The 14,546-nt window shown below is 70.7% G+C and carries 7 protein-coding genes; 1 reads left to right on the top strand and 6 read right to left on the bottom strand.

Features of this window, described 5'->3' with window-relative positions:
- Positions 1–552: 552 nt before the first annotated feature.
- The 3 genes from ACGF0D_RS43215 to ACGF0D_RS43205 form a co-directional block, all read right to left on the bottom strand.
- Entirely contained in the window at positions 553–921 is a 369-nt protein-coding gene (locus tag ACGF0D_RS43215) for a DUF6193 family natural product biosynthesis protein (RefSeq protein WP_392880429.1), read from the bottom strand.
- A gap of 132 nt (positions 922–1,053) precedes the next feature.
- On the bottom strand, positions 1,054–1,872 hold the full coding sequence (locus ACGF0D_RS43210; RefSeq protein WP_392925929.1) for a leucine-rich repeat domain-containing protein: 819 nt from the start codon (positions 1,870–1,872) through the stop codon (positions 1,054–1,056).
- Between the two features lie 542 nt (positions 1,873–2,414).
- Complete coding sequence (locus tag ACGF0D_RS43205) at positions 2,415–3,536, bottom strand: TIM44-like domain-containing protein (RefSeq protein WP_392925927.1); 1,122 nt, start codon at positions 3,534–3,536, stop codon at positions 2,415–2,417.
- A 353-nt stretch (positions 3,537–3,889) separates the two neighbouring features.
- Between ACGF0D_RS43205 and ACGF0D_RS43200 the strand changes: the two genes are divergently transcribed.
- Entirely contained in the window at positions 3,890–7,264 is a 3,375-nt protein-coding gene (locus tag ACGF0D_RS43200; RefSeq protein WP_392925924.1) for a DUF4132 domain-containing protein, read from the top strand.
- A gap of 242 nt (positions 7,265–7,506) precedes the next feature.
- Here ACGF0D_RS43200 and ACGF0D_RS43195 read toward each other — a convergent pair whose 3' ends face one another.
- The 3 genes from ACGF0D_RS43195 to ACGF0D_RS43185 all read right to left on the bottom strand — a co-directional run bounded on the left by ACGF0D_RS43195 (position 7,507) and on the right by ACGF0D_RS43185 (position 13,880).
- Positions 7,507–8,526, bottom strand: coding sequence for an RICIN domain-containing protein (locus tag ACGF0D_RS43195; protein ID WP_392925922.1), 1,020 nt, complete (start codon positions 8,524–8,526; stop codon positions 7,507–7,509).
- Between the two features lie 189 nt (positions 8,527–8,715).
- Positions 8,716–10,305, bottom strand: coding sequence for a polymorphic toxin-type HINT domain-containing protein (locus ACGF0D_RS43190; RefSeq protein ID WP_392925931.1), 1,590 nt, complete (start codon positions 10,303–10,305; stop codon positions 8,716–8,718).
- The gene (locus ACGF0D_RS43185) at positions 10,215–13,880 is read right to left on the bottom strand and encodes a PA14 domain-containing protein (RefSeq protein ID WP_392925920.1); all 3,666 of its coding nucleotides are present in this window, start codon (positions 13,878–13,880) and stop codon (positions 10,215–10,217) included. The genes ACGF0D_RS43190 and ACGF0D_RS43185 overlap by 91 nt, the downstream gene beginning before the upstream one ends.
- Positions 13,881–14,546: the final 666 nt, after the last annotated feature.

The following is a 14,546-nucleotide window of genomic DNA, read 5'->3' as shown; positions in this document are numbered from 1 at the left end:
ATGGCAGGCGGCGCGTTCGTCCACACCGCGGCCATCTCCACCGGCCACAACGCGAACTCCTTCCCCCCGGCCCCCTACGTCCACGCCTACAACGCCGACGGCAAGGAGATCTACAACCAGAAGACCCAGCCCGCAGCCAAGAACCGCTGACAGAATGCGCTGTTCGGCGCGGCGAGGTTCACGCCAGGCGAGGTGAGCGTGCTTGCTGGAGCAGGCGGACGGCCCGCACCCCCGACGCGAGGCCCGCGGCCGGGGTGGCGCCGTCGAGCGGAGGCCCGCCTCCCCGGCATCGGGCCGACGCCGGGGGGCACGCCGTCGCCCGCGCCCTGCCGCGCGCCCGGGCCCCCGCGGTCACGGCGCCACGTCGTCCCGCCCGCCCCGGGGGCCTGCTCCCGGCGGCTCCTCGGCGCCGGCCACGTGCAGCGCGCCGAGTGGTCCCGCCGCAACCACCTGGTCCCCGTCCCTTCTCTGAGCTACTGCATGCTCGCCGTTTACGCGGGCTCCAACCCTGGACCTACTACGGCAGTCGGAGGTTTAGATCTTGTCGGCGGCTCACGCCCACGCGGCAAGTAGTTGTTCGAGCTGGGCGGCGGCTTGTGCTGGATCTCGGGTTTCAAGGACCAAGGTCGGCGAGTTCGTGTAGGGATCGCCGGACCAGATGTTGTAGTGGCCTGCCGGATCCAGGGAGATGAACGCTGGGGCGTTTCTGACTCCGGGTTCCCAGCTGCGCGGACTGGTACTCAGACACAGTCTGGCGTGGCTGGTGAACGGGTGCAGTCGTCGCAGTGTGGTGGCGTGGACGGCGGTGACCAGGGCGCTGAGGATCGGAGGCGGCCATGTGCGGTCGTTGTCGCAACTGTCGTCGAAGTCTCGGGCACACTCGAATTGCCAGTCCCAAGATTGCTGTCGCTCGTTGTCCACTGGGTCATCCTCCCGTCGTCGAGGTGATTCGGGAAGGGCAGCGGGAGGCGGAGCGGGCGACGGGCGGGTGGATGTCTCCCGGTTCCGGTAGTGGCCTCTCTGAACTATGGGCTCTCCTGTATCCGGACCGGGTTAGCGAGGCCGTCGGCCAGCTGGTGGCTGGCCGACGCTCAGCCCACCGGCGTGCGGTGTCTGGACGTAGCCTTCGGCCGGACTGGGCAGCGCTTCAACACAGGTGGTCGAGCAGGCGTTGACCAGCAGTGGCAGGACGTCAGCGCCCGACGCCCATAGTGAGATCCAGACCTGGCGGAGGTTCACGCCCTTGATGCACTGATCGCAAACACTGCATGTGCGGATGGCTGCGGCACCCCGTACGCCGGGGTCGAGGTTTTCGAAGTCAACGCCTTGAGTGCCGGTTGTTGCTGCGGCGGGCAGCGGTGGAAACGGCGGCCGCGTCTTGTAATTGCCGTAGATGGCACGGGTACTCACCGTGCTGCGCCGCAGGTTGGGGCACCGGGTGATCTCGTACGGGAACCAGTGCAGGCGGTAGGAGGTGTACGGGGTGAACTCCTCGAGGCTCTTCATCGCGCCGATCTCAGGTGGGATACGTACCAGGTTGCTGCCGTACAGCACGAGGTGCTTCACCGAGGTGAGTTTGGCGATAGTCGGTGGGAGTGTGACGACCTGGCGCCGCTGTTCCGCTGTGAGCTCCGCCAGCGGCTTGAAGACTTCCCGTCCGTCGGCTGCCGCCTCTTCAACCAGTTCGAGAAGGCGGATCCATCCCGGTGCGGTGGTGTCCTGGCGTTCCCGATGGAAGCGGGTCGGTCGCTGCGGCCTGGTGCTGATGTGCTGGATGCACCTGCAGAGATCGAGAGGCGAACCGAGGCCGCCGGGCCCGGCGGCCTCAGCCCAGCGGTTCGAGAACACCTGCGGATTCGACTCCTCACTCATTCGCTCACAGTAGGCGTCACAGCCGGGGAGACGTAAGTGCGATTGGAGCATCTTGCTTCTCTGAATTTCCGTGCAGTGCACCCGCTGCTCCGACACGGGCGTCAGTCCGCTTCCGCTGAACGGGGTTGTCCGATGGCGGAGCCGGGGGACGTGATCTCGGGATGCCGAGTTCGACGGCACCGCGGCCGGAGGGACCCGGTCGAGTTGGGCGAGTTTGGCTTCGGCGCCGGCGAGGCTGACGCGGAGGCCTTCGACCTCGCCGAGCCAGCCTTCGCGCTCGGCCTCGGCAATGCGGGCGATGAGGTTATCGCGGATCTCTTCGAGACGGGGTCGTTGGGCAGGGTCTGGGCGGAGCAGCGAGCAACGGACACAAGCTTCTCCGAACTAGCGGAGGTGGCCCGCTGGAGCATCAGAGGCTGGAGGCTCACCGCGGTGTCCGCTCCTCCTGCGGGGAGGTGGCCCGATCGGGCTCAGCCGCTTTCTCTCCGAGATCAGCTTCACGTCGCCGGTGCGGGAGGTGACCCTGGCGGTGGGAGGTGTGGCTATTGCGTGTCGGTGGCGATCACGGTCCATGCCTGGGCCGAAGTGTCGTCCAGCCGCAGGTCGAAGGTGAAGGCGATCGGCCTGCGCTTGTGCGCGTCACCGCGCAGTACCTGTTCGGTTCGGCGGTCGACTTCGTAGTAGACGCCCAGCGTGTCGACCGCGACGCGGAAGACGACCGGGTCGCGTGAGACCAGCGAGCGCACCGTGACCGACGTGACGGCGGCCTCGCGCAGGACGGTCCGACGGGCCGTGCGGACGGGGGTGAAGTCCAGGCTGCCGTCGTTCATGACCCACTCCTCGAGGAACCGCTCGACGGCGACCTCGAGAACCGCTCTGTCGAAGCGGCCGTCGACGACGCTCAGATCGCCGGCGGCGGTGTCGGCGTCCGTGCTCCACGAGATGTTGGTGAGGGAGAGGATGTCGCTCGCCCCGGTGACCGTGCTCTTCTGCGCGACCTCGAGCACCGCGTCCCGGGCGACCTCCTTCTGGTCCCAGCCGTCGGTCTCGATGGCGCTGCTCAGGTGGTGCGCCCCCTCGGTGGCCTGCTCGAGCGAGGACACGATCCACTCGCCGGCCGCGCTCTTGCGCAGCGTCCAGTACTCGACCGGACGCGTCGAGCCGTCCTTGCGTGTGGTCTGCCGGCCGTCGCCGCGACGTACGTAGTCGCGGAGCGTCGCGGTGATCCGGAAGGTGACGGTGTCGTTCACCTCACCCGCTCGGTTGGCGACGTCGACCAGCTCGACCACCGGACCGTCGACGATCTCCACGACGTTGACCTCGCCACGCGACTCGTAGTCGCGCAGTTCCTCGGCCCACTTGCCGTACAGCACCGGGGACAGGATCCGCTGCAGCGTGGCGTGATCGTGTCCGGTCCAGGCCCGCTGGGCCGTCTCGTACAGCCACACGGCGCGGCGCTCGAGCGCCGCGCGGTCGAAGGTCGCATCGGTGTCGGCGATGGCATCGACCCGGGCAGAGACCCGGGCAGAGCGCTCCCGCGCCTGCGCGTCCGCACGGTGCGCCGTACGGTCCGAGACCGTGTTCAGGTCGCCTGCCAGCGCCGCCTTGCGGCGCCGGGACCTGAGCCACAGGATCAGCAGGACCACGGCCACGATCACCAGCACGGCGACGAGCCCACCGCTACCGGCTCCGAAACCGGCCCCGAAGCCGAATCCGAAACCGCCGCCGGTCGACCCGTGGAAGCCGCCACCGCCATGGCTGCCACCGCCCCCGCCGCCCCCGAACCCGTGACCGCCACCCCCACCGCGGGCATAGGCGACCGTCGGGCTACTCAGCGCAACTGCTCCCGCGACCCCACATATCCACCGACGGACGCGCACCGGGCCCTCCCTCCAAGAACCGCAGATCTTCCAGGCAAGCGCAAGCGTACAAGCCGGGAGTGTGCGGGAAGCTTCGAGACCAACCGGCCGCCTTGGCAGAGGGCGACGGCGGGCCCGCCGGGGCAGGGGCGCGCTGCGTGGCCGCCGGGGCAGCGGGCCACGCCCCGGCCGACGAGGACACCTTCGTGCTGCCGGACGCCTGGCGTCGAGTTCTGATCCCCCGCCGGGGCGGCGTCCTGCGCCCGCCGGCCACGCCGGTGAAGGACGCGGTGAACGCGTACCACGCCGCGCTGCGGCAGATGGACGACTGGCTGGAGCAGGCGCTCACCTCGGACCGCAGCGACGCGGAGCTGGTCGAGGCCGCCCGTGCCCACCAGTACGGCAGCCGGAACCCGCTCGGTGCGGCGGTGCTGGCCGCGCTGTTCTCCAGCCCGGCCGACAACAAGATCCGGACGGCCGTGGACGCCTGGGCAGCGGAGTTCGGTCTGCCGTTCGCGGCCAGGGCCACCGTCGAGCTGTTCACGGTGTCCGTCGAGACCGACTGGCACAACTCCCGCAGCGTCAATCCCCGCGTCCGTCGCGGGACCGACCCCAGGACCGCGGTGTACCGTCCCGCCGCGGACCGGGTCCGGTCGCTGCTGGCGGCGTGCGACGAGCAGACCCACCGCGCGGCGGCCGAGGCCCTGGCCGGCCGCCGGAGCAGCCTGACCCGCCTGGTGGCGGCCGCCTACCTGGTGCCGTCCGAGTCCGCCTGGGCCGAGGAGTGCGTGGAGTCGGCCGTCCGGCTGGGCTCCGCCGAGTGGTCGATGCTGCTGTGCTCGCTCTCCTCGGCCAAGCCGCTGGAGAAACTCCCCCAGCTGCCGAGCCTGGGCTGGGACGGCTGGTCCGCCGAGATCGTCGCCACCGTGGCGGAGGGCCTCGGAGGCGCTGCCGCCCCTCTGCTGCTGCACACCCTGGCCACCGGCTGCTTCTACAGCGACAAGCGGAAGCAGCTGCTGAACGCGATCGCCGAGCTCCCCTCCGACGACGGCTTCCGCGGGCTGCTGGCCCATCAGAACGACGACAAGGCCGCCCGCGGGGCCCTGCTGAACGCCGGGCGCCGCTTCCCCCAGCGTGCTCTGCGCCTCCTCGCGGAGACCGCGGCGGCCCCGGCCGACCCGGCCCTGCAGCGGCTCGCCCAGCAGCTCCTGACCGGCCACGTCGCCGCGCACCGCGCCATCGCGCTCGACCTGCTGCCGCGGCTGCCACCGGAGCAGGCGGCCCTGGTCGAGCCACTCACCGAACTCGGCGACCGGGTATCGGACGTCCCGACCGAGTCGCTGCCAGAGCTGTTCACCAGCCCGCCGTGGACACGGCCGCGCTCCACCGGCAATCCCCGCATGCTGACCGGACTCACCGCGCCGCAGGAGCCGCGGCTGCGGTGGCTGCCGGGCGAGCGGGAGGCCTGGGCGGCGGCCGAATCCTGGTACGACGGCTGCTCGGACGGCGACTGGCAGCGGATCGCCGGCACGATACGGGCCAGCAGCGGGCAGTCCGACAACGCCCGGTTCCGCTCCGGCCTGCACGAGGAGGCGGCGCTGTTCTCCTACGGCGACGAAGAGCTGGGCCGGCCGCTGATCCCGCAGTGGCGCGGCGCCGCACACATCTGGGACGCCGAGAACGCCCTGCGCCGCATCGCCGCCCGCTTCGGTCCGGACACACTGGAGCCGATCCGGGCCGCCGCACTGCAGAACCCGGCCGCGCACTCCTCGCTGCTGCTGCCGTACCTGGACGTCCCGTTGGCCGAGACGATGGCGGACTGGCTGGTGCGCCTCAAGGCGGCCGGGGACACCGCGCGTTCCTGGTTCGCCCGGCACGGGCTGGACGCCGCCCGGGTGCTCGTCCCCTCCGCGGCCGGGAAGACCAGGGCGGCCCGACGCAACGCCGAGCACGCCCTCCGGTTGATCGCCGCGGCGCAGAGCGTCGCGGCGGTGCGGACGGTGGCCGCCGAGTACGGACCGGAGGCGGAGGAGGTGGTGGCCGCCCTGCTGTCGGCCGATCCGCTGCTCAGCACGCTGCCGACGAAGCTGCCCCAGCCCGGTGACTGGGCGGATCCGGTGCTGCTGCCCCAGCTGCTGGTACGCGGCGGCGAGGGCGCGCTGCCCGCCGAGACGGTCCGGCACGTGCTCACCATGCTCGCGCTGTCCAAGGCCAGGGAGTTCTACCCGGGCCTCGACCAGGTGGCCGAGGAGTGCGAACCCCGGTCCCTGACGGACTTCGGCTGGGCCGTGTTCGAGCAGTGGCGGCTGGCCGGCATGCCGGCCCAGGACGGCTGGGCCCTGCACGCCCTCGGCCGGCTGGGCGACGACGAAACGGTCCGCCGGCTGACACCGCTGCTCCGCGCCTGGCCGGGCGAGGGGGCGCACCACCGCGCGGTGGACGGCCTGGAGGTGCTGGCCGGGATCGGCAGCGACGTCGCCCTGCTGCACCTGCACGGCGTCGCGCAGCGGGTGAAGTTCAAGGCCCTCAAGGCGCGGGCGCAGGAGAAGATCGCCGAGGTGGCCGCCGGTCTCGGCCTCTCCGGCGATCAGCTGTCCGACCGCCTGGTGCCGGACCTCGGGCTGGACGCCGACGGGACGACCGTCGTCGACTACGGCGCCCGGACTTTCACGGTGGGCTTCGACGAACAGCTCAAGCCGTACGTGCTGGACGCGGCCGGCGTCCGTCGCAAGGACCTGCCGGCCCCGGGCGCGCGGGACGACGCCGAGCTGGCGCCGGCCGGGCGCAAGCGCTTCGCCGCGCTGAAGAAGGACGTCCGCACGGTCGCGGCAGACCAGATCCGCCGCCTGGAGGACGCCATGGTCACCCGGCGGTCGTGGACGGCGCAGGAGTTCGAGCAGTTCCTCCTCGGGCACCCGCTGCTGTGGCACCTGGTGCGCCGGCTGGTGTGGCTGGCCGAGACGAACGGCACGGACACGGCGTTCCGCGTCGCCGAGGACCGCACCCTGGCGGACGTGCGGGACGAGGCGTTCACCCTGCCCGCCGGGGCCGCCGTCCGGATCGCCCACCCGCTGCTGCTCGGCGACGGCCTGGCCGCCTGGTCGGAGCTGTTCACCGACGACGGGATCCCGCAGCCGTTCCGTCAGCTCGCCCGCCCCGTGTACACGCTCAGCGACGAGGAGCGGGCGGGCCACCGCCTGACCCGCTTCGAGAACGGCCCGGTCCTGCCCACCACCCGGCTGCTCGGCATGGAACGGCGAGGCTGGCAGCGCGGCGAGCCCCAGGACGCCGGGGTGGAGCGCTGGCTGTCCCGCCGGGTCGGCCCCAACCGGTACGTGGTGCTCGCCCCGGAGGACGGCATCGCCGTCGGCGCGCACGACGCGTACCCCGAGCAGCGGGTGGAGACGGTGTGGCTCGACGTCCGCCCGGGCGACTACTGGACCCGCGGCCGGACCTTCCCGACCTTCGCCGAACTCGACCCGGTGACCGCCTCCGAGATGATCGCCGACCTGACCGAGCTGACCACAGCGTAACGGCGCGCCACCCCGCCGACGACGCGCACCACCCCGAGGCACCACCGCCGAGGAGCACCCCCAGCGACCGCCCAGCGCCGAACACCGGCGCGTGCGCGCCCGCGTCGAGCACCTTCGCAGCGCCCGCAGGACGCCCGTCCCGGGGCTGTCCGGCCGGTCGCGGCCGGACAGCCCGGTGTCGTTGACCCGATCCACGGGTCGGTCGGGCCGACGTGCTCGAACAGCGGCCTTCGGGCGCGCTGTTACGCCGTTCCGGCGCAGTTGGTGAACGTCGGCCGGGTGCGGGCGCTGTAGATGCTCGCGCCGCCGTTGACGTCGTACTTGAGGGGCACGGTGATGGTGTCCTCGGCGGTCCACGGGAAGCCCTGGGCGTCGAACGTCCAGGTTCCGGTGGCCTTGGTGGCCAGTTCGGACAGCGTGACCCACCCGTACTGGCGCGGGGACACGCTCACGGTCAGCTTGTTGCCCATTTCCTGCTTGAGGTCCACCGTGGTCGCGCCGTTGACCTCGGCGGTGACTTCGAGCTGGAGCTTGGCGAGACCGATGTCGCCACCGACGCTCAGGCTTCCCCCCAGCTTGAAGCCGATGGTGTTGGTCCACCCCGTGGTGGTGGTCAGCGAGAACTCCCACGGGATCGTGGTGGAGGTGTCGTTGAACCAGATCGGGGAGACGCACGCCTCTGGCAGCGTGAACGGCGGTGTCTGGCTGGTCGTGGACCACGAGCAGGTCGAGGTGTCCTTGTTGCACCGGGCGGCCGCGTAGTCCACGGCGGTGTTCCACGCCGTCTGGTAGACCTCGGTGGGCAGTGTCCACTGCTGGTACGGCGTGTTGTCGCAGCGGTACGTGTACACCCAGTTGTCGGTGCCGGGAGGTATCTGGACGGTCAGGCAGGAGTTGTCGCCGACCTGGCGGATCCTGAACGCCTTCTGTGCCGATCCGCCGACCGGTTGGAAGTACCACTGTTCGGACGCGCGTCCGTCACAGGGCTGTTGCCGCAGTTGGTAGCGGGCGGTGGTCAGGTCCATGCACTTGCCGGTGGTGGTGTTCACGATGGCGAAGCCCGAGCCGAGGCTGGTGCCCGTGTTGATCCGCCACGTCGTGGCGGACCCCGGCGCCGGGTTGACGGAGATGGGCGCGTTGTCGTCGTAGCTGCCGTTCTGGACGTCCAGCAGTCTTCCGTTGCTGACGTTGGTGAACGTCGGCTGGATCAGTGCGGTGACCGACGCGCCGCTCTCCTCGCGTGCGGCGGCAGGGGACACCATGATCCCCACCGCCGCGCACAACACCGCTGCGATGACGGTGGCCCTCCTCCAGAAGGTCCGTCTCGGCCTTGATGGTTCGGTTGTCACCGGTGCGTTCCTTTCGTAGCGCCTATATCACGTGAAAGGCCGTCCGACTCGAAGTCACGATCGAGGGGAGTCGGGCACTCTTCGCCGTGACCTGCCGGGTCCTTACGGCCTGCGCCCCGGAGAATTGACCTTGTTCGAAAGGTTGTCCTTGCCTCCGAGTTCGACGATGAGAGAGGCTTCCGCCTTCTCGCGATCTGCTTTGCCACCCGGCACGTGGACGAGCAGGACGTCGTCCCCCTTATCCGTCCTGCCGTTTCTGGCGTGCTCGTCCAGTCGACGGTCGAAGTTGTTGGTCTGTCCCACGTACGTTCGCCCTTGCGGGTCCGCCCTGTCCTTGAACGCGTAGACGCCCCCTTGCGGCAGGCTGCAACTGTTGTTGTGCACCAGGACGGGGGTGGGCCCTGCCAGTACGTAGTAGGTGTGGACGTGGCCGATGGTGAGGTTGTAGACGGTCTGGCCGTCGACGTCACCGCGATCGTGAACGCTGGTGACGGTCACGACGTCGACGCGGCCTCCGCTGCGGATGCGGTCGCCGAGTCTCAGGTCCCCTGCGTCGGTCCAGCCCGGGCCGTCCACCCAGAAGGGGTGGTTGGCGGTCGCGGTGATCGTGGTCCCGGGGGTCCGGGCGTCGAGACCGATCTCGATGAGGTGTTTCGTGCCGTGGCCGACGATGACGTCTGTGACGGGTTCGTCCAGGGTTGCGCCGGTGCTGGGGTCGGTGGCTTGGACGCGGTCGCCGACCTGGATGACGCTGATGGGTTCGGTCGAGCCGTCGGCCATCACCACCGGGGTCTCCGTGGAGAAGGAGTTGCACTTCTCCGCGGCTTGCACGGCTTTGCCTACCGTCGAGGCTTCCTTTCCGGCGGTTCTGGCGAGAGTGCCGGCGAGCTTGCCACCGGGGATGGCACCGAGCGCGTCCATGGCGGCTTCTTTGTAGTGTCCTTGCGCCAGCTGCCCGGCCGCGGCTGCTCCGGAGGCGACCGTTCCGATCGGGCCTGGCACGTAGGCCACGACTTCCGCCGCTTTGGTGGCGGTGGAGACGACGGACTTCCAGCCGAAGGTACCGGCGAGGTCCAGGCCGTTGACCGGGTCCGCGTTGACGTAGTCGTAGTCGTTGGCCGATCCGCCCGCGACGGGGTCGACCTGGAGGAAGCGGCCGAGTACCGGCAGGTAGACGCGGGCGCCCATCTCGATGGCCTGATGGTCGGCCAGGTGTTCCACCGGCCGTTCGTGCCGGCCCAGCCATCCGAAGTCCATCCCGCCGGCGGCGGTGGCGGGGATCGGGACGTCGGTGATGGAGCCGGTGGCGGGGTCGATGTTCTGGCCGTAGGGGTCGTAGAGGCGGATGTCACCGGTGCGGGTGGCGGCCCCGTCCGCGGTGAACAGCACGTCGCCGTGGATGTTGGGGTAGGACCAGTTGGTGCTGGCGCTCTGGTCGTAGTTCTTGGTCAGCAGCACGCCGCCGGGCAGTGCCACGATCCGCTGGAGCAGTCCGCCGTCCTTGCTGAGGATGAGGTCCGCGTCGTCGTGCTTGGAGCTGTAGGAGTAGCGGGTGGTCCCGTTCTTCGACACGTCCGTGGCGCCGGTGACCGTGCGGGCGGTCAGCCTGTCGGCCGGGTCCCGGGTGTACGAGATCGTGGTCCCGGACGCGGTCGTGGTCTGGACGTGCCGTTTGGCGGCGTCGTAACCCAGGGTGTCGCCCCGGCTTTGACCGTGTCGCCGAGGTTGTCGTAGCCGAGTGACAGTGCGGTGCCGCCGCTGGTGGACGTCAGCCGGTCGGCACCGTCGTAGCAGTAGCTGGTGGCGACCGCCGGGGCACCGTCGAGGCTGTCGGTGGACGCGGTGCGATTGGTGTTCAGCCCGGCGGCCTTCGCTGTCCCGCAGCCGTCGGTCGGGTCGAACCGGTAGGTGAGCCGGTGGTGCGGGACGCTCGCCGCGACGAGCCGGCCCACCGTGTCATAGGTGTAGGCGTAGGTCGCGACGGACTTCCCGTCCGCGGTCACCACGTCGTCGGTGACACGGTTGTCACGGGACCGGGTGACCGTGTCGACGACCGTGGACGCGGCGGTCTTCCACGTCAACGCCGTTGCTTTGCCCGTGCTGTTGCGCGTCAGCGAGTCCAGGCGGGATCCGTTGCCGTAGGCGACGCCGACCAGTTCGGTGGCGGCGTCATAGGCGGGCCTGGCGACGGTGGCCCCGTCCACCTTGACGTTGGTCAACTGGTTGGCGTCGTTCCAGGCGTACGCCACGGTGCTGGACACGCCCTTGACGGTGGTGGTGTCGCTGACCAGCCGCCCGACCTGGTCGTACGTGGAGGTCGAGGTGACGCCGTTGGCGTCGGTGTAGCGGACCTCCTGGCCGAGTAGGTCGATCCCAGTGGTGATCGACCCGTTCTCGTCGGTCGTCTTCGAGATCAGCGGATCACCGCCGACCGCCCAGTCCGTGATGACCGTACGACCCGGCTTGCCCCCGTAGGCGGGAACGCTCTTCTTGACCACCCGTCCACGTGCGTCGTAGCTGTTACAGGCCCACGGCTCGTCGTTGACGCGCTGGGCCACCACGCGGCCTGCCTCGTCGTACACCGTCTCGCCGGTGAGGGTTGGCCCGTTGCCTGGTTTGGCCGCGGTGGTGGTCTTGGCCATGCCGCCCTGGTTGGCGGCCGTCGCGCTCGGATCACAGGGGTTGGCACGGGTCTCGGAGTCGCCGTAGTAGAGGGTCGTGGTGCGCTTGTCGGGGTCGGTGATGTCGCCGGCGGGCATGGCCGAGGCGAGTTTGCGCAGATAGCTCTCGCCGGGCCGCTCGTAGGTGGAGTGGGCGGTGAGGTTGAGCCCGCCGGGATCAGCCGTTGTGGAGACGGCGAGCCCGTACACCGGGTCGATTCCCGCCGCCGGATCGGAGAAGCTGGTGGCGGTGCGCCTGGACGGCGCCCGTTCCTCGTCGCCGCCGGAGGTGTCCTCGGTGGTCGTGCTGGTCGCCCAGCCATAGCGAGGGGCGAGGTTCGTCCCGGGCACCGGGACCGGCGCGTCGGCGCCGGGCGGGGTCCAGGTGAAGGCCAGCGCGCCGGTCGTCCCGTAGCGGTTGTAGTAGTCGACCCTGACGCGGTGCCGACTGCCGGCCGTGGTGTTGGTGTACTTGCCGGTGACCGCGGTGGCGGGCTTGTCGCTCCAGCTGTCGACGGTCAGAACGTCGTCGACCCACAGACGAACGCCGTCGACCGCGGTGAACCCGAGGCCGTAGTCCCCGGTCGCGGGGAACCGGACCTCGCCGGTGAACCGGCCCGACCAGCCACCGGTGTTGGCCACCGGCGGGCTCGCTCCCCACGACCGGGCCAGCGATCCGTCAGCGGCGCCGACCCCGGTGGCGAAGACCTTCGGAACACCCGACGGCTCCGGGTTGTCGTAGAAGGCGGCCGACAGCCCCGTCAGCCCCTCGTCGTAGGTGGTGTGGCTGTGCGGCATCTTCGCCGCACACGCGGCCGTCGGGGTCGGTCCGCTGAAGCAGGACGCCGGTGCGGGCCCGTACTTGTCGACCGGGCGGTCGGCGTGGTCGTACACCGTGGTGGAGCGTCGGCCGGCACTGTCGACCGCGGCGGTGGCCTGGTCCTTGGCGTTCCACTCCGCGGAGATGCTCGCCCCGGTGAAGTCGGTGGTGACCAGGGCGCGGCCGGCGTCGTCGTAGGTCACGGTGCGCGAACGGGTCGAGTCGTACACCCCGGCCAGCGCCACGGTGGCCTGCTTGCGGTCGAGATAGTACTGGTAGAAGTGCTCGGCCCGCAGCCCGCTCGACCGGCCGTCCGGGGCCGGTGCCAGTACCTGAACCGCGCGCAGGGCGGGCGGTTCCTGGGGCTGTTCGACCACGGAGTCGTAGCCGATCACCGTGCAGGCGGCGGCGGTGTCACCGGTGTTGGTGCACCCGTTCGCCGCGGACGGGGCCTGGCGGGCCACCCAGTCGTAGGCCAGGCTGCCGCGGAGGGTGGCCAGCGGCCCGATGCTGTCCAGGGCCTTCTGCTTCTCCTCCTCGTTGTCGCCGGCCTGGTCGTAGCGCTCCTTGGCCGAGGCCCGGCCGACGTAGTCGAAGTCCTGCATGGCCGCGCCGGGATTCTCGATCCGGGCCAGGGTGCCCATCTGGTACCACAGCCGGGTCTCGCTGCCGTCCCAGTAGCGGATCCGGCACAGCATCTGCGCCGGGGCCGGGTCCGAGCCCGGCGGGCGGGGCACCCCGCCGTAACAGCTGTCGCCGCCGTCGGTGTTGTAGAACAGCTGGTGCGATCGGCCGGAGACCGGGTCCTTGATCCGGGTCAGCCGGGGCGGCGTCCCGCTGTAGACGTACTGCAGGGCCGCGGGCTTCGTGCCGTCCAGCACCGACTCCACGGCGGCCAGCGTGCCGTCGGGGTTGAACAGCGATACCGTGTCGCCCTCGGTGACCGAGATCCGGCCCGCGCCGTCGAAGGCGAGCACACCGTCCTCCCCGACCGGGGGCGTGTAGCCGCCCGTGGAGGCCTTGGCCCAGGTGTGCTTGCCGCCGGCGGCATCGGTGAGCACGACCGAGCCGTCCAGCATCTCGGCGTGGCTGTAGCCGCTGGACTGGGCCGACAGCGTCCACCCCGGCGGCAGCGACTCCGAGTCCGAGGAGAGCAGCCATTCCGGCGGCACGATCCGCGGTTCGAGGTTGTGGCTGCGCTGGTCGTCGGCGCCGATGCTGCTCTTGGCCCACAGCACCATGCGGGGGCGCTGGTCGGAGTGGTGGTACAACTCGACGCGGACGGACACCAGCTGACCGGCTTTCAGCGCGACCTCCTGGGCCCTGTGCGGGCCGGGCAGCAGGAAGTCGTCGCCGGGATCGCCGGGATCGGGGTTGTCGTAGACCAGCTTGTCGCCCAGCCAGACCCGCGCACCGTCGGTGTGCGCGCCCGCGAACCGGAAGGCCCCGGTCACCGGGGCCTTGAACTGACCCTCCCAGCGCACGACGAACCAGTTCTTGTCCAGCGCGGGCGGCATCGGGTTGTCCCGCCACGGCAGGTTGTCCGGGTTGCCGGTCCACGCGATGCCCCAGTCCAGGTTGACCTGGGACTCGCCGCGCACCATCACCGGGGTCGCGTCCGGGGTGCCCGCGTGCCGCGAGTCGTTGAAGTACGAGGCGCGCACGCCGTGCGGGGCGCCCTGCCGGGAGTTGTACGCGAGGTTCACCCCGGCCGATCCGCCGACGGTCTGGAACGCGGGCCCGGCGGCCTCGACGTGTGCGTTGCCGTTGAACAGGTTCACCGTCACCGGCCCCAGGTGGTCGGTCGGTGCCGGCCCCGGATCGCCCACCCGCTGGTTGACCGTGAAGTGCCCGACCCACTGCGGCGCCGTCGCCGTCGTCGCGCCGGGACCTTGGCCGGAATCCCCGCACCCGCCCCCCAGCGGACCGGCCACCATCACCGCACCGCCCCTGTCAGGGACATGCCTGAGATCGCGCGCTCCGGCGCGTGGAAGCGGAGCCGCCCACCGACCGCCGCCGGCACCCCGACTTGGCTTGAACCGCACAGCGGTTGCGCCGCCTGACGCCGTTGCGCTCCGTGGTCCGGACGAAGGCGCCCACGACCTCGTGGTCCAAGGCGGCCGTCCGGCGGCTGTGGAACGCGGGGTGGAGACGGTGCTCCAGCGACGGGGCCGGGGTGTCAGGAGTACCAGGGTGTCCGGATCGGCGGCCGCCCCCTGGCGGGAACAGGGGCGGGCAGTAGGATCGGCGCGTTGTATCCCGTATACCGCTGGTAGGAGACTTTTCATGGCTCAGGTCACGCTGAAGGGCAACCCGGTACAGATCGGCGGCGCACTGCCCGCCACCGGCACCCAGGCACCCGCATTCACCCTCGTCGGCGAAGGACTCGCCGACGTGTCCCTGAAGGACTTCGCCGGCAAGCGCAAGGTCCTCAACATCTTCCCCAGCGTCGA

The sequence above is a fragment of the Kitasatospora sp. NPDC048298 genome (assembly GCF_043201465.1).
Lineage (GTDB): Bacteria > Actinomycetota > Actinomycetes > Streptomycetales > Streptomycetaceae > Kitasatospora.
This window is presented reverse-complemented; position numbering and strand designations above follow the sequence as displayed.